General features: G+C 49.9%; 22 protein-coding genes and 28 other annotated features. Of the genes, 13 read left to right on the forward strand and 9 right to left on the reverse strand.

Going from position 1 to position 20,622, the window contains the following annotated elements; all coding sequences use genetic code 11:
• Positions 1-278 precede the first annotated feature (278 nt).
• Positions 279-284: a ribosome-binding site (putative RBS for yciG; RegulonDB:STMS1H001910), on the forward strand.
• From yciG to STM1731, 4 genes are all read left to right on the forward strand, one after another.
• Positions 279-474, forward strand: a protein-coding gene (yciG, locus tag STM1728; protein NP_460687.1) for a putative cytoplasmic protein. Within the gene, positions 292-474 belong to an annotated coding region; the region does not span the whole gene. It overlaps the preceding feature by 6 nt.
• Positions 475-547: 73 nt before the next feature.
• Positions 548-553: a ribosome-binding site (putative RBS for yciF; RegulonDB:STMS1H001911), on the forward strand.
• Positions 548-1,067, forward strand: a protein-coding gene (yciF, locus tag STM1729; protein NP_460688.1) for a putative cytoplasmic protein. Within the gene, positions 564-1,067 belong to an annotated coding region; the region does not span the whole gene. Its footprint overlaps the feature before it by 6 nt.
• A gap of 61 nt (positions 1,068-1,128) precedes the next feature.
• Positions 1,129-1,134 (forward strand) — a ribosome-binding site (putative RBS for yciE; RegulonDB:STMS1H001912).
• The gene (gene yciE, locus STM1730; RefSeq protein ID NP_460689.1) for a putative cytoplasmic protein occupies positions 1,129-1,647 on the forward strand. Within the gene, positions 1,141-1,647 belong to an annotated coding region; the region does not span the whole gene. Its footprint overlaps the feature before it by 6 nt.
• Positions 1,648-1,658: 11 nt before the next feature.
• Positions 1,659-1,664, forward strand: a ribosome-binding site (putative RBS for STM1731; RegulonDB:STMS1H001913).
• The gene (locus STM1731) for a putative catalase (RefSeq protein ID NP_460690.1) occupies positions 1,659-2,545 on the forward strand. Within the gene, positions 1,667-2,545 belong to an annotated coding region; the region does not span the whole gene. Its footprint overlaps the feature before it by 6 nt.
• Positions 2,546-2,626: 81 nt before the next feature.
• Here the strand turns inward: STM1731 and ompW are convergent.
• Positions 2,627-3,276, reverse strand: a protein-coding gene (gene ompW, locus STM1732) for an outer membrane protein W (RefSeq protein ID NP_460691.1). Within the gene, positions 2,627-3,265 belong to an annotated coding region; the region does not span the whole gene.
• Positions 3,271-3,276 (reverse strand) — a ribosome-binding site (putative RBS for ompW; RegulonDB:STMS1H001914). It overlaps the preceding gene by 6 nt.
• A 316-nt stretch (positions 3,277-3,592) precedes the next feature.
• Positions 3,593-3,598 (forward strand) — a ribosome-binding site (putative RBS for STM1733; RegulonDB:STMS1H001915).
• On the opposite strand from ompW, the gene STM1733 reads away from it, so the two are divergent.
• The 4 genes from STM1733 (at position 3,593) to yciA (ending at position 5,934) form a co-directional block, all read left to right on the forward strand.
• Positions 3,593-4,007, forward strand: a protein-coding gene (locus STM1733) for a putative ferredoxin (protein NP_460692.1). Within the gene, positions 3,603-4,007 belong to an annotated coding region; the region does not span the whole gene. Its footprint overlaps the feature before it by 6 nt.
• 14 nt (positions 4,008-4,021) lie before the next feature.
• Positions 4,022-4,027: a ribosome-binding site (putative RBS for yciC; RegulonDB:STMS1H001916), on the forward strand.
• Positions 4,022-4,776 (forward strand): putative inner membrane protein gene (yciC, locus tag STM1734; RefSeq protein NP_460693.1). Within the gene, positions 4,033-4,776 belong to an annotated coding region; the region does not span the whole gene. (Overlaps the previous feature by 6 nt.)
• Before the next feature lie 43 nt (positions 4,777-4,819).
• Positions 4,820-4,825 (forward strand) — a ribosome-binding site (putative RBS for yciB; RegulonDB:STMS1H001917).
• The gene (gene yciB, locus STM1735) for a putative intracellular septation protein (protein NP_460694.1) occupies positions 4,820-5,372 on the forward strand. Within the gene, positions 4,833-5,372 belong to an annotated coding region; the region does not span the whole gene. It overlaps the preceding feature by 6 nt.
• A gap of 160 nt (positions 5,373-5,532) precedes the next feature.
• Complete coding sequence (yciA, locus tag STM1736) at positions 5,533-5,934, forward strand: putative Acyl-CoA hydrolase (protein ID NP_460695.1); 402 nt, start codon at positions 5,533-5,535, stop codon at positions 5,932-5,934.
• 59 nt (positions 5,935-5,993) lie between these two features.
• On the opposite strand, the gene tonB is transcribed toward yciA, so the two are convergent.
• The gene (gene tonB, locus STM1737; RefSeq protein ID NP_460696.1) for a TonB occupies positions 5,994-6,792 on the reverse strand. Within the gene, positions 5,994-6,722 belong to an annotated coding region; the region does not span the whole gene.
• Positions 6,737-6,742, reverse strand: a ribosome-binding site (putative RBS for tonB; RegulonDB:STMS1H001918). (Overlaps the previous gene by 6 nt.)
• Positions 6,768-6,776: a -10 signal (putative -10_signal for tonB; RegulonDB:STMLTH004503), on the reverse strand.
• Positions 6,776-6,796: a protein binding site (putative binding site for Fur, RegulonDB: STMS1H000190), on the reverse strand. (Overlaps the previous feature by 1 nt.)
• Positions 6,784-6,792: a -35 signal (putative -35_signal for tonB; RegulonDB:STMLTH004503), on the reverse strand. It overlaps the preceding feature by 9 nt.
• Positions 6,797-6,931: 135 nt before the next feature.
• Positions 6,932-6,937: a ribosome-binding site (putative RBS for yciI; RegulonDB:STMS1H001919), on the forward strand.
• Between tonB and yciI the strand changes: the two genes are divergently transcribed.
• The 3 genes from yciI (at position 6,932) to yciU (ending at position 9,425) form a co-directional block, all read left to right on the forward strand.
• The gene (gene yciI / locus STM1738; protein ID NP_460697.1) for a putative cytoplasmic protein occupies positions 6,932-7,242 on the forward strand. Within the gene, positions 6,946-7,242 belong to an annotated coding region; the region does not span the whole gene. It overlaps the preceding feature by 6 nt.
• Positions 7,100-7,120: a protein binding site (putative binding site for Fur, RegulonDB: STMS1H000193), on the reverse strand. It overlaps the preceding gene by 21 nt.
• Before the next feature lie 343 nt (positions 7,243-7,585).
• Positions 7,586-7,591: a ribosome-binding site (putative RBS for cls; RegulonDB:STMS1H001920), on the forward strand.
• Positions 7,586-9,062 (forward strand): cardiolipin synthase gene (gene cls / locus STM1739; RefSeq protein ID NP_460698.1). Within the gene, positions 7,602-9,062 belong to an annotated coding region; the region does not span the whole gene. (Overlaps the previous feature by 6 nt.)
• A 21-nt stretch (positions 9,063-9,083) precedes the next feature.
• Positions 9,084-9,089, forward strand: a ribosome-binding site (putative RBS for yciU; RegulonDB:STMS1H001921).
• Positions 9,084-9,425 (forward strand): putative cytoplasmic protein gene (yciU, locus tag STM1740; RefSeq protein ID NP_448158.1). Within the gene, positions 9,096-9,425 belong to an annotated coding region; the region does not span the whole gene. Its footprint overlaps the feature before it by 6 nt.
• A 47-nt stretch (positions 9,426-9,472) precedes the next feature.
• On the opposite strand, the gene STM1741 is transcribed toward yciU, so the two are convergent.
• The 6 genes from STM1741 to oppA all read right to left on the reverse strand — a co-directional run bounded on the left by STM1741 (position 9,473) and on the right by oppA (position 16,136).
• Positions 9,473-10,315 (reverse strand): putative voltage-gated potassium channel gene (locus STM1741; RefSeq protein NP_460700.1). Within the gene, positions 9,473-10,309 belong to an annotated coding region; the region does not span the whole gene.
• Positions 10,310-10,315 (reverse strand) — a ribosome-binding site (putative RBS for STM1741; RegulonDB:STMS1H001922). Its footprint overlaps the gene before it by 6 nt.
• 41 nt (positions 10,316-10,356) lie before the next feature.
• The gene (gene oppF / locus STM1742; RefSeq protein NP_460701.1) for an oligopeptide transport protein occupies positions 10,357-11,372 on the reverse strand. Within the gene, positions 10,357-11,361 belong to an annotated coding region; the region does not span the whole gene.
• Positions 11,358-12,378 (reverse strand): oligopeptide transport protein gene (gene oppD, locus STM1743; RefSeq protein NP_460702.1). Within the gene, positions 11,358-12,365 belong to an annotated coding region; the region does not span the whole gene. The genes oppF and oppD overlap by 15 nt, the downstream gene beginning before the upstream one ends.
• Positions 11,367-11,372: a ribosome-binding site (putative RBS for oppF; RegulonDB:STMS1H001923), on the reverse strand. It overlaps the preceding gene by 6 nt.
• Positions 12,373-12,378, reverse strand: a ribosome-binding site (putative RBS for oppD; RegulonDB:STMS1H001924). (Lies within the gene oppD.)
• Positions 12,377-13,297 (reverse strand): oligopeptide transport protein gene (oppC, locus tag STM1744; protein NP_460703.1). Within the gene, positions 12,377-13,285 belong to an annotated coding region; the region does not span the whole gene. Before oppC ends, oppD begins: the two co-directional genes overlap by 2 nt.
• Positions 13,292-13,297: a ribosome-binding site (putative RBS for oppC; RegulonDB:STMS1H001925), on the reverse strand. It overlaps the preceding gene by 6 nt.
• 2 nt (positions 13,298-13,299) lie before the next feature.
• Positions 13,300-14,232 (reverse strand): oligopeptide transport protein gene (gene oppB, locus STM1745; RefSeq protein ID NP_460704.1). Within the gene, positions 13,300-14,220 belong to an annotated coding region; the region does not span the whole gene.
• Positions 14,227-14,232 (reverse strand) — a ribosome-binding site (putative RBS for oppB; RegulonDB:STMS1H001926). (Overlaps the previous gene by 6 nt.)
• A gap of 109 nt (positions 14,233-14,341) precedes the next feature.
• Positions 14,342-16,136 (reverse strand): oligopeptide transport protein with chaperone properties gene (gene oppA / locus STM1746; RefSeq protein NP_460705.3). Within the gene, positions 14,342-16,090 belong to an annotated coding region; the region does not span the whole gene.
• Positions 16,035-16,040, forward strand: a ribosome-binding site (putative RBS for STM1747; RegulonDB:STMS1H001928). (Overlaps the previous gene by 6 nt.)
• Between oppA and STM1747 the strand changes: the two genes are divergently transcribed.
• The gene (locus STM1747) for a putative inner membrane protein (protein NP_448165.1) occupies positions 16,035-16,355 on the forward strand. Within the gene, positions 16,041-16,355 belong to an annotated coding region; the region does not span the whole gene. The two genes, oppA and STM1747, sit on opposite strands and share 102 nt — an antisense overlap.
• Positions 16,102-16,107: a ribosome-binding site (putative RBS for oppA; RegulonDB:STMS1H001927), on the reverse strand. Its footprint overlaps the gene before it by 6 nt.
• Positions 16,109-16,117, reverse strand: a -10 signal (putative -10_signal for oppA; RegulonDB:STMLTH004504).
• Positions 16,128-16,136 (reverse strand) — a -35 signal (putative -35_signal for oppA; RegulonDB:STMLTH004504).
• Positions 16,356-16,737: 382 nt before the next feature.
• Here the strand turns inward: STM1747 and ychE are convergent.
• The gene (gene ychE, locus STM1748; RefSeq protein ID NP_460707.1) for a putative MarC family integral membrane protein occupies positions 16,738-17,397 on the reverse strand. Within the gene, positions 16,738-17,385 belong to an annotated coding region; the region does not span the whole gene.
• Positions 17,392-17,397: a ribosome-binding site (putative RBS for ychE; RegulonDB:STMS1H001929), on the reverse strand. It overlaps the preceding gene by 6 nt.
• Before the next feature lie 200 nt (positions 17,398-17,597).
• Positions 17,598-17,612 (forward strand) — a protein binding site (putative binding site for FruR, RegulonDB: STMS1H000185).
• 237 nt (positions 17,613-17,849) lie between these two features.
• Positions 17,850-17,855: a ribosome-binding site (putative RBS for adhE; RegulonDB:STMS1H001930), on the forward strand.
• On the opposite strand from ychE, the gene adhE reads away from it, so the two are divergent.
• Positions 17,850-20,540 (forward strand): iron-dependent alcohol dehydrogenase of the multifunctional alcohol dehydrogenase AdhE gene (gene adhE / locus STM1749; protein ID NP_460708.1). Within the gene, positions 17,862-20,540 belong to an annotated coding region; the region does not span the whole gene. It overlaps the preceding feature by 6 nt.
• The last annotated feature ends 82 nt before the right edge of the window (positions 20,541-20,622 follow it).

The raw sequence follows: 20,622 nt of genomic DNA on the forward strand, positions 1-20,622 counted from the left end.
TCCCCCGCCTTTATGTAAAGAAATGTCAACAAACAATGCATTAACGTTTCCAGGGCCGCAGATAGTGACGATTGTTATTAATAACAATGCAAAGCATTTCCTGTTAAATCGCTTATTCTAAAAGAAAATATAGAATATATTATCTCTAAACCATTTTTTGTGCGTTATTTACGCGGTAAATCACAACTATTTCCGTCAATTTGACTAATCGGTTTAACCAACTAATTTTAATAGGGTGTCGACACGGTTAAAACCGATTTTTTCAGCAAGCAACGAGACAGGAGAAATAATATGGCCGAACATCGTGGTGGTTCAGGAAATTTCGCCGAGAATCGTGAAAAAGCATCTGAAGCGGGCCGCAAAGGCGGTCAGCATAGCGGCGGGAATTTCAAAAACGATCCGCAACGAGCTTCTGAAGCCGGTAAAAAAGGTGGTCAGAATAGTCACGGCGGACGTAAATCCGATAATTCCTGATTTACTGTAATGTAAATATAACACATGCTTTTATCAAGCAATCTGCGAGTCTTCTGGCTCGCAGTATTTTGCCCAGGAGAATTAGATTTATGAATATCAAAACCGTTGAAGACCTTTTTATCCATCTACTTTCAGATACCTATAGTGCAGAAAAACAATTAACCAAGGCTCTTCCTAAACTTGCCAGAGCCACGTCCAATGAAAAATTAAGCCAGGCCTTTCAATCTCATCTTGAAGAAACCCAGGGTCAGATTGAACGTATTGATCAGATCGTCGAATCTGAATCTGGCATTAAACTGAAAAGAATGAAATGCGTCGCTATGGAAGGGCTGATTGAAGAAGCCAATGAAGTCATCGAAAGTACGGAGAAAAACGAAGTACGCGATGCAGCGCTTATCGCCGCGGCGCAAAAAGTCGAGCATTACGAAATCGCCAGCTACGGCACGCTAGCCACCCTGGCCGAGCAGCTCGGCTATAGCAAAGCATTAAAACTGCTCAAAGAAACCCTCGACGAGGAAAAACAAACTGATTTAAAACTTACCGATTTAGCAGTCAGCAATGTTAATAAAAGTGCTGAACGCAAATCGAAATAATATTTTTAATTATCAGCTTGCATGATTCCGATTTTATTATCGGAGCAGATTATCACGCATTGAGGAATGTAAAATGAATTATACTGAACATTATCATGACTGGCTTCGTGACGCCCATGCCATGGAAAAACAGGCAGAATCGATGCTTGAATCTATGGCCAGCCGTATTGAAAATTATCCTGATATAAAAGCCAGAATTGAACAACATATTAGTGAAACCAAACATCAAATTACCATGCTCGAAGAAGTGTTGGACCGTAATGGCATTTCCCGTTCGGTGTTGAAAGACTCCATGAGTAAAATGGCAGCAATGGGGCAATCTATCGGTGGCATGTTCCCTTCCGATGAAATTGTCAAAGGTTCAATTAGCGGTTATGTTTTCGAGCAGTTCGAAATTGCTTGTTATACCTCCCTGCTGGCGGCGGCAAAAAAAGCTGGCGACACTGCCTCAATTCCGACGATTGAAGCCATTCTGAAAGAAGAAATGCAAATGGCTGACTGGCTTATCAAACATATTCCGCAGACAACGGAACAATTTTTACTGCGATCTGAAGCAGATGGCGTTGAAGCCAAAAAATAAATAATAAGCAGGAGGCAATATGTTTCGACACGTAAAACAACTTCAATATACTGTGCGAGTGAGCGAACCTAATCCTGGATTAGCGAACCTGCTGCTGGAACAGTTTGGCGGCCCGCAGGGCGAACTGGCGGCCGCCTGCCGCTACTTCACGCAAGGTTTAAGCGATGATGATGCCGGTCGTAGAGAAATGTTAATGGACATCGCCACCGAGGAGCTGAGTCATCTGGAAATTATCGGCTCACTGGTAGGAATGCTTAATAAAGGCGCTAAAGGCGAGCTGGCGGAAGGTACCGAAAACGAAGCGGAACTTTATCGCTCGCTGACGCAGAATGGTAATGATAGCCATATCACCTCTCTGCTGTATGGCGGCGGCCCGGCGTTGACAAACTCCGGCGGCGTACCGTGGACCGCGGCTTATATTGATACTATCGGCGAAGTCACAGCCGATCTACGCTCAAACATCGCGGCAGAGGCGCGAGCGAAGATCATTTATGAACGCCTGATTAATCTGACCGACGATCCTGGCGTAAAAGACACACTCAGTTTCTTAATGACCCGTGAAGTCGCGCACCAGCTCTCTTTTGAAAAGGCGCTGTATTCGATTCGTAACAACTTCCCGCCGGGTAAATTACCGCCGGTAGAACAGTATACCGACGTGTACTACAACATGTCGCAAGGCGACGATCCGCGAGGTAGCTGGAATAGCGATGAGAACTTCAACTATGTCGCAGAACCGATGCCTGCTGTTGATGGCGGCGATGGCCTGGCGACAGTGAAATTGCCGCGCGAGCAGATGGCGCTGCTCAAAGCGATGGCAGAAAGAACGAAATCGGACCCCACCGTTGATCCTCTCACTGGCGCAGAACTAGGCTGCGGCGAACCGAAAGAAGACAAGTGAGTTCCGACAAGTAAAATCCGTGTGTCATGTCCTTTTTTGACCCCGCCTGGCGGGGTCTTTTTTCGTCACAACATCACGCGATTAGAAACGATAGCCTGCCGAGAACATAAATACCCATGGGTCCAGACGCACGCTGTCATGATGCTGAACGCCGCCCATTTTATAATTGGCGGTAGTATCAATATCCATGTACCAGACAGAGGCGCCAATTAACCAGTCGCGGTTAATCAGGTAATCTACCCCAACTTGCCCTGCCGCGCCCCAGGAATCCTTAAAGCTCAGATCGGACAGCCCGGCATTTTTACCATTATCGTTAAAGTCGTTATCGAAGAAGGTGGTGTAGTTCACCCCCACGCCGACATAAGGACGCACTTTGCTGCTGGAATCGCCGAAGTACCACTGCGCCATTAACGTTGGCGGTAACAGGTGGACCGTGGCGATATCGCCCGTCGCGCCCGTACCCACCTTATGGCGGAACGGCGTAGCCGCCAGCAATTCAACCCCGATATTGTCCGTCGCCATGTAAGTGAATGTCAGGCCGAGTTGCGTGTTATTACTCACATCAAACCCGTTTAAATGCCCCAGCGTACCACCCGCCCCTTCTGTAGGTCTGACGGTTGCCGGACCTGCACGCATAAAGAATTCTCCGGCTTCGTGCGCGAACGCGCTGCCTGAGAGAAGAGTTGTTAACGCCAGTGCCGCCACTGTAAATTTTTTCATACCCGCTCCATCGTTATGGTTATAAAAGCGTGATGAATATACCCACAATGAAGTAATAAGTGATCTAATACAGATCACATTTGTTCTTATAATTTAACATTTATTGATCCAGATTAATTTAGAACTTGTATTGAAAATCCTGGTTATAGGAATTCAGATCAATTTTGACATATTCACGCTATGCAAATATTTGTCTGCTCCTGTTGCCCTGGCGATAAAGGCTGGCTAAGGTAATCAATGTCCCGCAATGGCGCGTGGCGTTAAGATTCGCGAACACTGCGGGACAGATTAATTTCCGTTGTAATCTATTGATACGTTAGTTTTTTGCAGGTGAATCATGAGCGTTCTTAACCCATGCATGACATGCGGTGCCTGTTGTGCCTATTTTCGTGTCTCCTTTTATTGGGCTGAAGGCGACGATGCCAGCGGACGCGTTCCGGCGTCATTAACCGAGCCTGTTACCCCTTTTTTACGTTGTATGGCCGGTACCAACCAAAAACAGCCGCACTGTAAAGCGCTAATTGGCACGCCGGGTGAAAACGTCAGTTGCGCTATTTATGAAAACCGCCCTTCAACCTGTCGCGAATTTTCGATATCGGGCGAAGGAGGCGAAGTGAATGAGGCGTGTAATCGCGCCCGCGCGCGATACGGATTACCGCCGCTTTACAAAGATATGCTTTTCCATACAACTGCTGATGCTGCCACTGTAGAGTTATCCAGGGTACAATTGCCCGCAAATTAACACCTGCAAAACTCAAGGAGAGTGCATGTCTATCACGGCGAAGTCCGTTTACCGTGACGCCGGAAATTTTTTCCGAAATCAATTTATTACTATCTTGCTGGTTTCGTTGCTGTGCGCATTTATCACGGTGGTCTTAGGTCATGCCTTTTCACCCAGCGATGCGCAAATCGCGCAACTCAGTGAAGGAGAACATCTGGCAGGCAGCGCTGGCCTGTTTGAGCTGGTACAAAATATGACGCCGGAGCAGCAACAGATCCTGTTGCGCGCCTCTGCCGCCTCGACGTTTTCCGGGCTTATCGGCAACGCTATTCTGGCCGGCGGTATCATCCTGATGATTCAGTTAGTTTCAGCGGGACATCGGGTTAGCGCGCTGCGCGCTATCGGCGCCAGCGCCCCTGCATTGCCTAAACTGTTTATTCTTATTTTTCTGACTACCCTGTTAGTGCAAATCGGTATAATGCTGATTGTCGTTCCGGGGATTATTATGGCCATTGTGCTGGCGCTTGCGCCAGTGATGTTGGTTGAAGAGAAAATGGGCGTGTTTGCCGCAATGCGCAGCAGTATGCGTTTAGCCTGGGCTAACATGAGACTGGTCGCGCCCGCGGTGATAGGCTGGTTACTGGCTAAAACATTGCTATTGCTGTTCGCGCCCAGCTTCGCTGTACTGACCCCAAATGTAGGCGCTGTACTGGCGAATACGTTGAGCAATCTGATTTCCGCAGTATTGCTTATCTACTTATTCCGCCTGTATATGTTGATTCGCCAATAATCCGCAATGCGCCGTTACGCGGCGCATTCGACGCTCGTTGATGATGGAATCGAAGAATGAAGCAGTTTCTGGATTTTTTACCGCTGGTTGTCTTTTTTGCGTTTTATAAACTTTATGACATCTATGCGGCGACCTCCGCACTGATTGTCGCGACGGCAATCGTGCTGATTTATAGCTGGGTGCGCTATCGGAAAATAGAGAAGATGGCGCTGATTACCTTTGTTCTGGTTGCCGTCTTCGGCGGTCTGACGCTCTTCTTCCATAACGATGAATTTATTAAATGGAAGGTGACGGTTATTTATGCGCTGTTCGCCGGCGCGCTGTTAATAAGCCAGTGGGTGATGAAAAAACCGTTAATTCAACGTATGTTAGGTAAAGAACTGGCGTTGCCGCAGCAGGTCTGGTCAAAGCTGAACCTGGCGTGGGCGCTGTTTTTTATTGCGTGCGGTCTGGCTAACATTTATATCGCCTTCTGGTTGCCGCAAAATATCTGGGTCAACTTTAAGGTCTTTGGACTCACGGCGCTGACGCTCATTTTTACCCTGCTGAGCGGCGTCTATATCTACCGGCATCTGCCACAGGAAGATAAATCATAACCCTCCCGTGACTTATCATCGCCAGACTGCGAACGCCTGGCGATATTTTCTCCGCCTTTACGCCCTGCGCTTTCCCGTCAGTACCTTTATTCCCACTATTCTCCACACAAAATTCATAGTAGCATCGCGGCTGTAATTTTTTCTGATAGTCGGTTTTACAATGACAACAATGGATAATACTCCTCAGGGCGAGCTGGTTTTACGTACATTGGCCATGCCTGCCGATACCAATGCGAACGGCGATATTTTTGGCGGCTGGCTGATGTCGCAAATGGATATTGGCGGCGCGATACTGGCCAAAGAGATCGCGCACGGTCGGGTTGTAACCGTACGCGTGGAAGGAATGACATTTCTGCGCCCCGTCGCGGTTGGCGATGTCGTATGCTGCTACGCGCGCTGCGTTAAACGCGGTACGACGTCTATTAGCATAAATATTGAAGTCTGGGTGAAAAAAGTCGCGTCAGAACCGATTGGGCAGCGCTACAAGGCCACCGAGGCGCTGTTTATTTATGTTGCCGTCGATCCGGACGGTAAACCTCGCCCGCTCCCGGTTCAGGGTTAAGTATACCCGCTTACGCCGCCAGCAGGTGATGGTATATTCCTGGCTGGCGGCGCCAGAGATTACTCAATCTGCGCCGTACCGTTCAGACGGAAGATAATATTGACCACCAGCCCGGAACCCGGCTTGCCTGCTTCATAGCGCCATTTTCGCATCGCATTCTTAACTTCACGCTCAAACATATTGGCTGGCTGCGCGGATAGAATCTGTACATTTTCCACTCGCCCAGCAGAGGTCACGTCAAACTTCACCTTTACGCGGCCTTCAATACGTAACGCCTGTGCTCGCGCCGGATACTGCGGCTGGTTACGGCTCAGAGCGCGAGGTCCAGTGGGCACGCTCACCGCGGGCTTGCTGGTCGCCGATGCGGTGCTGCTTGTTGGCCGCACCGGGGCGCTATTTTCAAACGGTGAGGCAGGACGCGGCGCGGCTGGTTTGACTTCGCGCTTCGGCTGCTCTTCAACCTTTTTCACCGGTTTCGGTTTTGGCTTGGGTTTTGGCTTAGGTTTGGGTTTCTCAATCACCACGGGCGCTTCTTTAGGCGGTTCAGGGATCGGCTCTGGCTCCGGTTCGGGTTCGGGTTCAACCACCGGCTCCGGCGGCGGCTGAACCGCCTGGGGCGGCTCCAGGTCAGCGGGTGAAACCATTGTCACCGTGATAGGCTGCGCTGGCGCAGGCAATTCAATAACCTGATGTACCGAGGTATAGAGCAAACCTGCCACTACAGCACCATGAATGCCTACGGAAAGGAGTGTCGGCCAGGGAAAGCGACGAGGTAAATCAAGGGTCATTGAAGTCATAATCGTTTCAGTTGAAAAACCAGAGCTGAATTTTAAATGCAAATAGCAATCATATTCAATAAGGCATTGCCGATAGCGGCATTTAAAAGATGATATCGCACAAAAACACCACACAAAATGTGCATGTTTAACAAAGTCGGTATCTTTACATTGCAGTTAAATGCCCTTTCCAATAACGTAATCAGCAACTTTTACCGATTAAGGAGCTCTACCCGTGCTGTATGTTATTTACGCTCAGGACAATGCCAACTCGCTTGAAAAACGCCTCTCGGTACGGCCCGCGCATCTGGCGCGCCTGCAACTTCTGCATGATGAAGGGCGATTATTAACTGCCGGGCCGATGCCCGCAGTGGACAGTAACGATCCTGGGGTAGCCGGATTTACCGGGTCAACGGTGATTGCTGAATTTGAATCTTTAGAAGCAGCGCAATCCTGGGCTGATGCGGACCCCTACGTCGCCGCGGGCGTCTATGCGCAGGTTTCGGTCAAACCGTATAAGAAGATCTTTTGAAAAGGATGGCCTGTTGGGCACCGCATACGGTGCCCTTTCTGGCTCACACACCGTGAATCGCAAAGAGTAATGAATTACGCTGACGATTAAAGATGCATTTCCTGATGGTATGGATACGCATATTACGGCGTGATTGCCCTTCAAGCCAACGCGCTTTACGGCGGCTCGCCTGACGTAGCATTCGCCAGCGCCCCACTTCCGTTCTACTACGCTTCATGTTTACGACTCTCACTGTAACAGAAGCGCCATTATACCCCCTCGCCGGATGCAGACCAGCGCTTTTCCCGTGTTTTTATTTGCCATGTGAATCCTGACGCGTAAACTCTTAACAACACGCTTTTTAAAGGATTTTTAAAGTTATGACAACCTTCTACACCGTGGTGAGTTGGCTGGTCATTTTGGGATACTGGGTTCTCATTGCCGGCGTCACATTACGTATTCTAATGAAACGGCGCGCAGTTCCCTCCGCAATGGCCTGGTTGTTAATCATCTATATCCTTCCGCTGGTCGGGATCATCGCCTATTTGTCCGTGGGCGAATTGCATTTAGGCAAACGTCGCGCCGAGCGTGCCCGCGCCATGTGGCCGTCTACCGCCAAATGGTTGAATGACCTCAAAGCCTGCAAACACATTTTCGCGCAAGAAAACAGTAGCGTCGCATCGTCCTTGTTTAAGCTGTGCGAACGACGTCAGGGGATTGCGGGCGTCAAAGGCAACCAGTTGCAATTGCTTACCGACTCCGATGATGTCATGCAGGCGCTTATTCGCGATATCCAACTGGCGCGGCATAATATCGAAATGGTGTTTTACATCTGGCAGCCAGGCGGCATGGCGGATCAGGTCGCTGAATCGCTAATGGCCGCCGCCCGCCGCGGCATCCATTGCCGGCTTATGCTGGACTCCGCGGGTAGCGTCGCTTTCTTCCGCAGCCCCTGGGCGGCCATGATGCGTAACGCTGGCATTGAAGTCGTAGAGGCGCTGAAGGTGAATCTGATGCGCGTCTTTTTACGCCGTATGGATCTTCGCCAGCACCGTAAAATGGTGATGATTGACAATTACATCGCCTATACCGGCAGTATGAATATGGTGGACCCGCGTTTTTTCAAACAGGATGCCGGCGTTGGACAATGGGTCGATTTGATGGCGCGGATGGAGGGGCCCGTGGCGACAGCAATGGGGATTGTTTACTCCTGCGATTGGGAAATCGAGACGGGTAAACGCATTCTGCCTCCCCCGCCGGATGTGAATATTATGCCGTTTGAGCAGGCCAGCGGGCATACCATTCATACCATTGCTTCCGGTCCTGGATTTCCGGAAGATCTCATTCACCAGGCACTATTAACCGCCACCTATGCTGCGCGCGAATATTTAATTATGACCACGCCATATTTCGTCCCCAGCGACGATCTGCTGCACGCTATTTGTACCGCTGCGCAGCGCGGCGTGGATGTCAGTATTATCCTGCCCCGTAAAAATGATTCACTGCTCGTCGGCTGGGCCAGTCGCGCCTTTTTTAGCGAGTTACTGGCGGCGGGCGTGAAAATCTATCAGTTCGAAGGCGGGCTGTTACATACCAAAAGCGTGCTGGTCGATGGCGAACTGAGCCTGGTCGGTACCGTGAATCTCGACATGCGTAGCCTGTGGCTTAATTTCGAGATTACGCTGGTCATTGATGATACGGGTTTCGGCGCCGATCTGGCTGCGGTACAGGACGATTATATTTCGCGCTCCCGCCTGTTAGATGCACGTTTGTGGGTAAAACGTCCGTTATGGCAGCGTATTACCGAGCGATTGTTTTACTTCTTTAGTCCATTGCTGTAAAACGTGACCAACATGAGTAAACAGGTAGTCACTATGGAAATGGATCTGAACAATCGCCTGACTGAAGACGAAACGCTTGAGCAGGCTTACGATATTTTTCTTGAGCTGGCGGCGGATAATCTTGATCCGGCTGATATCATTCTGTTCAATTTGCAATTCGAGGAGCGCGGCGGCGCGGAGTTGTTTGATCCCGCTGAAGACTGGCAAGAGCACATCGATTTTGACCTGAATCCAGACTTTTTTGCCGAGGTGGTAATTGGCCTGGCGGATACCGAAGACGGCGAAATTAACGACATTTTTGCCCGCGTTCTGCTGTGCCGGGAAAAGGACCACAAGCTGTGCCATATTCTCTGGCGCGAATAAGCGGTTCAGGCCGGATGGCGTCTGATTGCGCCCTCCGGCAAGCCTGTTTAATCCGGTAGCTTACTGCCGCATCGGTTACAATATTGCGCGCTATGTTCATGCTGGCTTTGCTGGCACTGCGGACATTTTCGCTGCCAGTGACGTTTTTGAAACGCGCTGCTCATGTGCGTGGTAATCAGTCCTGTAGGAATCGCAATCACCGAATAGCCAATCAAAATAAGCACCGACGCGACAATACGTCCCAGCGGCGTATGCGGCGTAATATCACCGTACCCCACGGTTGTGACTGTCACTATCGCCCAATACACCGAGGCATTAAGCGTCGTGAAGCCATATTTCGGTCCTTCAATAAGATACATCAGGGCACCGAAAATAATCATCACGATCGCAATAAATGAATAGAACAGAATAAGCTGATGACGCGCGCTAATAATGGCGCTCCAGAATACCCGCAGCGATGGCATAAAGCGTAGCAGTTTAAGAATACGCAGCACGCGAATCGCTCGCATAGCGCGCCAGGCAAACATATAGTTCAGGCTAATTTCCGGCCACAGCCACATGACGTACAGCGGCAAAATCGTCACCAGATCAATAAATCCCCAGAAACTAAAAACGTATTTTGCCGGTTCGGGCCAGCTAAACAGTCTGAGCAAGTATTCACCGGTAAATATCAGGGTAACGCAGAGCTCCAGCCAGACAAAAATATGCCATTCATCAAATGTCAGGTGATATTCCGTTCCTACGCCTGATTCAACAAAAATGACCAGTACGCTAAGCAGCGCAAACAGCGCGCATAACCCTTCAAAACGGCGACCTGAGCGCGTAGTCAAATCGAACAGATTATGATAAAGACGACGGCGAACCGACGACAAAGAAAGTGACACGGTAACCTCACCTAAAAGAAGGGCTGACGAATTGTCAGCCCTTGCGATTATAACGGGTCTACTTTAAGGCAGGAAACGGCATGGCGAAAACTCCCTTCCAGCACCGGTCGCGTTTGCGCGCATTCTGGCCCGGCTATCGGACAGCGTGTACGGAACACGCAGCCGGAAGGCGGGTTAATGGGCGAAGGTAATTCGCCCTCCAGCAATTGTATCTTCTTATTTCGCTCCAGATCGGGATCGGGAATCGGTACCGCCGACATCAGCGCTTTGGTATAAGGATGCAGTGGATTATGGTACACCTCATCATAGGTGCCCAATTCTACTGCATGACCGAGATACATCACCAGGACACGATCGGATATGTGCTTTACGACCGCCAGATCGTGCGCAATAAAAATCAACGACAGCCCCATCTCTCGCTGTAACTGCTGGAGCAAATTCACCACCTGCGCCTGAATAGAAACGTCCAGCGCCGACACCGGCTCATCGCAAATAATGAGCTTAGGTTCCAGGATCAATGCCCGGGCGATACCGATGCGCTGGCACTGCCCCCCGGAAAATTCATGGGGATAACGGTTGATGAGGTTCGGCAACAGCCCCACTTTCAGCATCATGGCTTTCACGCGGTCACGCACGTCCTGGCGCGAAAGTTTAGGATGATAAGTGCGCAGCGGTTCAGCGATAATTTCGCCAATCGTCATTCGCGGGTTGAGTGACGCCAGCGGGTCCTGGAAAATCATCTGGATATCGCTGCGCACCTCGCGCCACTCATCCGCTTTCATGCCCAGCAGATCTTTTCCCAGCCAGGCGACTTTACCATCTGTCGCCTTCACCAGACCAATAATCGCGCGCGCAAACGTCGACTTGCCGCAGCCGGATTCGCCCACCACGCCCAGCGTTTCGCCTTCATACAGGCGTAGCGTAACGCCGTCCACCGCTTTCAGGGTTTTCGGCGGTTGCCAGAACCACTGCTTCCCTTCTTTGATATCAAAATGTACTTTCAGATCGGCGATTTCGAGGAGAACTTTACGTTGTTCAATCACAGCATTCATAGCAGTTCCTCCACCGGTTTAAAACAGGCGCGCAAGCGACCAGGACTAAACGCTTCAAGTGGCGGCGCATTATTGCAGATCTCCATCGCATGAGGACAACGCGGCTGGAACGGACAACCTTTAGGCAAACGCAATAAATTGGGAGGATTGCCCGGAATCGTCAGCATTTCCGCCCCCTCGCTATCCAGACGCGGCACCGCATTAAGCAGGCCTATCGAATACGGATGAACGGGCTGATAAAAGACATCGCGCGCCTTACCGTATTCCATGGTACGCCCGGCATACATTACCAGGACCTTATCGCAAATACCCGCGACCACGCCCAGATCGTGGGTAATCATGATAATGGCGGTATTAAATTCGCGCTTTAGCTCATTAAGCAAGGTCATAATCTGCGCCTGCACGGTAACATCAAGCGCGGTGGTAGGCTCATCGGCAATAAGCAGTTTCGGCCTGCACAACAGCGCCATCGCAATCATCACACGTTGACGCATTCCGCCGGAAAATTCGTGCGGGTACATTTTCATCCGTTTGCGCGCTTCCGGCATTTTTACGGCATCCAGCATTCTGACGGACTCTTCAAAAGCTTCCGCTTTGCTCATCCCTTTATGCAGCATCAGGACTTCCATTAACTGCTCCCCAACGCGCATATAAGGATTTAGCGAGGTCATCGGGTCCTGAAAAATCATCGAAATCTGTTCTGCGCGCAGCGTATTCAGTTCGCGCTCAGGTAGATTAAGAATTTCACGTCCGTTGAAGGTCGCGGAACCGCCGATTCGACCATTCGTCGCCAGCAGTCCCATTAATGCGAACGCCGTTTGCGATTTCCCCGATCCAGACTCGCCAACAATACCTAACGTTTCTCCAGCGCGAAGCGTAAAGTTCAGATCGTTGACCGCCGTCACATCGCCATCAGGCGTAGCGAACGTAACACGAAGATCGTTTACCTCCAGCAGTACATTCGCCGGTTGCGGCGCCTGAGTTGCGGTTTCTGATAAGCTCATGGCTGTACTCCTTAACGATCTTTCGGGTCGAGGGCATCACGCAGGCCATCGCCAATAAAGTTAAAACAGAATAACGTCACCACGAGAAAGCCAGCCGGAAACAGCAGCAGCCACGGTGAGACTTCCATTGAATTTGCGCCATCGCTCAATAACGCTCCCCAACTGCTTAACGGTTCCTGCGTCCCAAGCCCCAGGAAACTGAGGAAAGACTCAAACAGAATCATGCTGGGCACCAGCAACGATGCATACACTACCACTACGCCCAGGACGTTAGGCACAATATGGCGGATCACAATGCTGGCAGTCGACACACCACCCACCTGCGCGGCTTCGATGAATTCTTTACGTTTAAGACTTAGGGTTTGGCCACGCACGATACGCGCCATATCAAGCCAGGAGACCATGCCGATGGCGACGAAAATCAACAGAATGTTCTGCCCAAAAAACGTCACCAGCAAAATCACAAAGAACATAAACGGGAACGAGTTGAGGATCTCCAACAAACGCATCATCACAGAATCAATTTTGCCGCCCAGATAGCCGGACAGCGAGCCATACAGCGTTCCGACAATGACCGCCACCAGCGCGGCGGCAATCCCGACCATTAATGAGATACGCCCGCCGATGGCAACGCGCACCAACAGATCGCGCCCGGAAGAGTCAGTGCCGAAATAGTGACCGGACGCCATATCCGGCGCACTGGACATCATGCCCCAGTCGGTATCGAAATAGGTAAATTGCGACAGCATAGGCGCCACTGTCACGAACAGGGCTATCAGAAACAGGACAATAAGACTGGCCACCGCCGCACGGTTATGCATAAAGCGCCGACGGGCATCTTGCCAAAGGCTGCGACCTTCCACCTCCAGCTTTTCACTGAAATTTTCCAGCGTCTCGCTGTTTTTCTTACTTAACATCATCGCGAGCTCCAGTATCAATAGCGAATTTTCGGGTCGATAACGGCATAGAGCACATCGACAATGGCGTTAAATAATATGGTCAGCGCCCCGACTAGAATGGTCAAACTTAACACCAGCGAGTAATCGCGGTTGAGCGCGCCATTAACGAAAAGCTGCCCAATGCCCGGTAAGCCATAAATAGTTTCAATCACCATTGAGCCGGTAATAATGCCGACAAAGGCTGGCCCCATATAGGATAAAACCGGCAGCAGCGCAGGTTTTAACGCATGGCGGAAGATAATTCTGCGCATCGGTAATCCTTTTGCCCGCGCGGTACGAATAAAGTTCGAATGCAGAACTTCAATCATTGAGCCGCGCGTAATACGAGCGATGCTGGCAATATAGGCCAGTGAAAGCGCAACCATCGGCAGGATCATAAATTTTAACGCCCCGCCGTTCCAGCCGCCGCCAGGCAGCCATTGCAAGGTTATCGCAAAGACCATCACCAGTAGCGGCGCCACCACAAAACTGGGGATAACGACGCCGGTCATGGCAAATCCCATCACCGTATAATCCCATCGCGTATTTTGCTTTAGCGCGGCAATCACGCCAGCGCTGACACCAATAATGACCGCCAGCAAAAAAGCGGCGGCGCCAAGTTTCGCCGAAACGGGGAAGCTGGCGGCAACCAGATCGTTGACCGTGTAATCTTTATATTTAAACGATGGTCCAAAATCGCCATGCGCCAGCTGCTTCAGGTAGCTGAAGTACTGCGTCATGATGGGATCGTTCAGATGATATTTTGCTTCAATATTGGCCAGCACTTCCGGCGGCAATGCGCGCTCGCCGGTAAAAGGACTCCCCGGCGCGAGGCGCATCATAAAGAAAGAGATGGTAATAAGAATAAACAGCGTCGGAATCGCTTCCAGACAGCGGCGTAAAATAAATTTCAACATTGCCCGTACCTTCTGGCCTGTGCCTTTACTTCCCGGACGTGACAAAAGATCCGCCAGGGAAAGTTATAGTGCGATGAAAAAAGACACCATGGGACAACCGCAGTTGTCCCATGTCTTGCCATTAATGTTTGATAATATATAAGTTTTTCACATAAATATTATCCAGCGGGTCTTTACCGGTATACCCGCCCACCCAGGGTTTCACCAGGCGCGCGTTAACGTAGTAATACACCGGCACAATAGCCGAGTCTTTATCTAACTGCTGCTCCGCTTTAGCGTAGAGTTCGCTGCGCTGCGTATCGTCCGCCACTTTCAGCGTGTCGGCAATCAGCTTATCAAACGCCGGGCTCTTATAATGCGCGGTGTTATTTGAACTGTCGGACAACATGGTATTCAGGAACGAGGTCGGTTCATTATAATCTGCGCACCACCCGGCTCTGGCAACATCAAAGGTGCCCTGATGACGGGTATCCAGGAAGGTTTTCCATTCCTGATTCTCCAGATTCACATTGACGCCCAGATTTTTCTTCCAGATAGACGCCACGGCAATGGCCAGTTTTTTATGCAGATCGGAGGTGTTATACAGCAGGTCGAATGTTAAGGGCTTATCCGCCGTAAAGCCGGCTTCAGCCAACAATTTCTTCGCTTCTTCATTACGCTTTTGCTGGGACCATTTGAACCACTCAGGCTCTACCAGTTTTGCGCCATCGGTATACGGCGGCGTGTAGCTATAAGCGGGTAAATCGCCCTGATTTTTAACCTTATTAACAATAATGTCGCGATCTAACGCCAGTTTCAGCGCGGTACGCACGCGGACATCGTTAAACGGCGCTTTTTGATTATTAATTTCGTAATAATAGGTACACAAATAAGGGTCTACGCGGACTTCATTCGGGATCTCTTTCTTCAGTTTCTGGAATAATTCGATCGGCATATTGTTATAAGTCATATCGATCTCGCCGCTGCGGTAGCGGTTGACATCCGTCACCTCCGAAGAGATAGGCAAATAAGTTACCTGATTGATGACGGTTTTGGCGTTATCCCAGTATTGCGGGTTACGCTCCAGCACGATACGTTCGTTCACCACCCAGTTTTTTAACTTATAAGCGCCGTTAGTGACAATATTGGCCGGTTGCGTCCATTTATCGCCAAATTTTTCGACCGCTGATTTCGGTACAGGAGACACTGAAGGGTGGACCAACAATTTGTAGAAATAAGGCACCGGCTCACTTAAGGTCACTTCAAAGGTGTGATCATCAAGCGCTTTTACCCCCAGATCGGTGGCGGGTTTTTTACCGGCGATAATGTCATCGATATTAGCGATATGACCGTATTGCAGATAGCTGGCGTACGGCGATGCCGTATTAGGATCGGCCAGGCGTTGCCAGCTATAAACGAAATCATGGGCGGTGACGGGCGTACCATCTGACCATTTCGCATTTTCACGTAGATGGAATGTCCAGACTTTAAAATCTTTATTTTCCCATTTTTCCGCGACGCCCGGTGAAGGATGCCCCTCGACATCACTAATTAATAAGCCTTCGAAGAGGTCACGGCTGACGTTCGATTCCGGCACGCCTTCAATTTTATGCGGGTCGAGAGACTGCACTTCTGATCCGTTATTACGTACCAACGTTTGCTTGTCGGCTAACTGAACGCCGGCGGGCACGTCTGCCGCAGTCGCGGCGCTGGCGGCGATGAGCGCAGTGAGTATTCCCGCTGCAATCAAACTTTTTTTCGTGATGTTAGACATTGTGTTTGTACTCCACTCATTATAATTACTGGTTTTTACCAGCCTGTTTAATCCCGTCAGGGTTCCTGTGCAGCACTGGTGGTGTACTGCCAGGTCTGTCACTGCTTTTGCTATCACCGACTTTATTTATTCTGACGATTCGTTCGATCGCCTTTCGTCGATTCGGTATACGACGTACCTGCCCACGTCGCACGTTATTTCTGACAACCATCTAAATGAAAATACTTATCAACAATGTGAAATCTTCTACAAAAATGTTTGGCCGAAAAGTATCAAATGCGTTTCTGAACCGCCAATTCATTTTACAATTTTGTTAACCAATTCTCTTTTATGGAAAAATCCCTGCCCAAAAAAACAGTTAAACAATGTTAAAAATCTTTGATTTATTCTTTATAATCAATAAGTTGAAAGAAAAATATCTCTCTGTCGCATCGTAGGTTATGCCTGCGCCAGAAAACACACACAAATTTAACAAATGCTCATTATTTAGCACATTCATCTACGATGGAGCTGAAACAACTAATAACATTTCAATAATCCTTCATCAAGCCCCAGAGTATGGTGTGAATAAAATAACAGACCTACCGCCTCTCACGGTCTCAGTAATGTTGATAATAGTTTGATTAATAAAAATAAATAGCGTTAGATTATATTAGTATTTTTTATCATTTAAACGCTGAATGCTTATCAAAGTAAGAAGTGTTACGTGGGAATGTCACAAGGCGGCCCCTTAGGGCGCCGCCTGTAAATCAGCAGGTGGGAGTTTAGTTGAGCAAGCCGGGGAAAATGCCTTTTATTCCTGTGACAATAAATTCGATGCCGAGCGCCATTAACAACAACCCCATGATTCGGGTAATAACGTTGATACCAGTTTGCCCCAGCAAACGAACCAGCCACGGCGCCATACGGAACACGCCCCAGCAGCAAAGCGCAAAAAGCGCAATGGCAACTGAAAAGCCAAGCAAATGCGCGATGCTGTGATAACGCGTCCCCCAGACGATAGTGGAGCTGATCGCCCCTGGCCCCGCCATTAACGGCAGCGCTAACGGCACAACGCCAATGCTCTCGCGTATGGCCGTCTCTGACTTTTCTTGCTTGTTTTGTTTATCTTCCCCCAGCTTCCCGCTGATCATCGACATTGCAATGGTGACAACCAGGATACCGCCCGCAATTCTGAACGAATCAATAGAAATACCAAAGAGTTGCAGGATGCCATCGCCGAGGAATAAGGAACTCCACAAGATAATCGCAACCGACAGATTCGCGGTGAGGTTAGTTTTATTACGCGCCGTGGCCGTCTGGTAGCTGGTCATGCTGATGAAAACGGGGATAATCCCCACCGGGTTAACCAGCGCAAAGAGCCCGATAAAGAACTTAAAGTAAACAGGAAAATCAAAAAGCGGTTGAATCACGGTTAGCTCCGAAGCGTTAGCCGGATGAAGTCAATGTTCGTTAATGATCAAAACGCGCAGAAGATACGCCTTTTATTCGCATAGTTCACCTCTTATCTACGCCTAATTTCATCCATTCATCGCTGTTATTTATATGTACTCGTTATGCTAATCCACTCACTCTTCATGATAACGATTTCTTAACAATTTACATAAAAGGCTAAAATGGCCTGCTGAAAGGTGTCAGCTTTGCGTAATCTTGATTTAGATCACACAATCGCTACTCAGAAGTGAGTAATCTTGCTTACGCCACCTGGACGTAACGCGTTAGAGTTAAATGATACTAACGCAGAAGCTCTTTTAGTAAATCAGAGCGAAACGGACGTTAAGTAACCACCTGAATTTCAGGCATTTATACAAAGTATCGTCGATCTGTCTATACTCACGTATCGCGCAGATGATTTACTAAAAAAGTTTAACATTATCAGGAGAGCATTATGGCTGTTACTAATGTCGCTGAACTTAACGCACTCGTAGAGCGTGTAAAAAAAGCCCAGCGTGAATATGCCAGTTTCACTCAAGAACAGGTCGACAAAATCTTCCGCGCCGCCGCTCTGGCTGCCGCTGATGCCCGCATTCCGCTGGCCAAAATGGCCGTCGCCGAATCCGGTATGGGTATCGTGGAAGACAAAGTGATTAAAAACCACTTCGCTTCTGAATATATTTACAACGCCTATAAAGATGAAAAAACCTGCGGCGTGCTGTCTGAAGACGACACCTTCGGGACCATCACCATTGCTGAACCTATCGGCATTATTTGCGGTATCGTTCCAACCACTAACCCAACCTCTACCGCGATCTTCAAATCGCTGATTAGCCTGAAGACCCGTAACGCCATCATCTTTTCTCCGCATCCGCGCGCTAAAGAAGCAACCAACAAAGCGGCAGACATCGTTCTGCAAGCGGCTATCGCTGCCGGCGCGCCGAAAGATCTGATTGGCTGGATCGATCAACCTTCCGTAGAACTGTCTAACGCGTTGATGCACCACCCGGATATTAACCTGATCCTCGCCACTGGCGGTCCAGGCATGGTTAAAGCTGCATACAGCTCCGGTAAACCGGCTATCGGCGTAGGCGCAGGCAACACTCCGGTTGTCATTGATGAAACCGCTGATATCAAACGCGCTGTGGCGTCTGTTCTGATGTCTAAAACCTTCGATAACGGCGTAATCTGTGCTTCTGAACAGTCTGTTGTCGTTGTTGATTCCGTCTATGATGCCGTTCGCGAACGTTTCGCCAGCCATGGCGGCTACATGCTGCAGGGCCAGGAGCTGAAAGCGGTTCAAAACGTTATCCTGAAAAATGGCGCTCTGAACGCCGCTATCGTCGGCCAGCCAGCCTACAAAATCGCTGAACTGGCAGGCTTCTCCGTACCAGAAACCACCAAGATTCTGATCGGTGAAGTTACGGTCGTTGACGAAAGCGAACCGTTCGCACACGAAAAACTGTCTCCGACTCTGGCGATGTATCGTGCGAAAGATTTCGAAGAAGCGGTAGAAAAAGCAGAAAAACTGGTCGCTATGGGCGGTATCGGTCACACCTCCTGCCTGTACACTGACCAGGATAACCAGCCAGAACGCGTTGCTTACTTCGGTCAGATGATGAAAACCGCGCGTATCCTGATCAACACCCCGGCCTCTCAGGGTGGTATCGGTGACCTGTACAACTTCAAACTCGCACCTTCCCTGACGTTGGGTTGTGGTTCCTGGGGTGGTAACTCCATCTCTGAAAACGTTGGTCCGAAACACCTGATCAACAAGAAAACCGTTGCTAAGCGAGCTGAAAACATGTTGTGGCACAAACTTCCGAAATCTATCTACTTCCGCCGTGGCTCTCTGCCCATCGCGCTGGATGAAGTGATTACTGATGGCCACAAACGTGCGCTCATCGTGACTGACCGCTTCCTGTTCAACAACGGCTATGCAGACCAGATCACCTCTGTGCTGAAAGCGGCTGGCGTTGAAACCGAAGTCTTCTTCGAAGTTGAAGCAGACCCGACGCTTTCCGTTGTTCGCAAAGGCGCTGAGCTGGCTAACTCCTTCAAACCGGACGTGATCATCGCGCTGGGCGGCGGTTCCCCGATGGACGCCGCGAAAATCATGTGGGTCATGTACGAACATCCGGAAACTCACTTCGAAGAACTGGCGCTGCGCTTTATGGACATCCGTAAACGTATCTACAAGTTCCCGAAAATGGGCGTGAAAGCGAAAATGATCGCCGTCACCACCACTTCCGGTACCGGTTCTGAAGTCACACCGTTTGCGGTTGTGACCGACGATGCAACCGGTCAGAAATATCCGCTGGCTGACTACGCCCTGACCCCGGATATGGCGATTGTCGACGCCAACCTGGTGATGGATATGCCGAAGTCCCTGTGTGCGTTCGGTGGTCTGGATGCGGTAACTCACGCTCTGGAAGCTTATGTTTCCGTACTGGCTTCTGAGTTCTCTGACGGTCAGGCTCTGCAGGCTCTGAAACTGCTGAAAGAAAACCTGCCGGCGTCTTACCACGAAGGTTCCAAGAACCCGGTTGCGCGTGAACGTGTTCACAGCGCCGCGACTATCGCCGGTATCGCGTTTGCCAACGCCTTCCTCGGTGTATGTCACTCCATGGCGCACAAACTGGGCTCTCAGTTCCACATTCCGCACGGTCTGGCGAACGCCCTGCTGATTTGTAACGTTATCCGCTACAACGCGAATGACAACCCGACCAAGCAGACCGCTTTCAGCCAGTACGATCGTCCGCAGGCACGCCGTCGTTACGCTGAAATTGCTGACCACCTGGGCCTGAGCGCGCCGGGCGACCGTACCGCTGCTAAGATTGAAAAACTGCTGGCATGGCTGGAAAGCATTAAAGCTGAGCTGGGTATTCCTAAGTCTATCCGTGAAGCAGGCGTACAGGAAGCTGACTTCCTGGCACACGTTGACAAACTGTCTGAAGATGCCTTCGATGACCAGTGCACCGGCGCTAACCCGCGTTATCCACTGATCTCCGAACTGAAACAGATTCTGCTGGATACCTACTACGGTCGTGATTTCACCGAAGGTGAAGTTGCAGCGAAGAAAGACGTCGTTGCCGCACCGAAAGCAGAGAAAAAAGCGAAAAAATCCGCTTAATTCGTTATCTGTTTTAGCATGACAATAACGGCCTCAATTGAGGCCGTTTTTTTGTTTTACCTGTTTATCTGATGCCTGAAGG

This window comes from Salmonella enterica subsp. enterica serovar Typhimurium str. LT2, from assembly GCF_000006945.2.
Classification (GTDB): domain Bacteria; phylum Pseudomonadota; class Gammaproteobacteria; order Enterobacterales; family Enterobacteriaceae; genus Salmonella; species Salmonella enterica.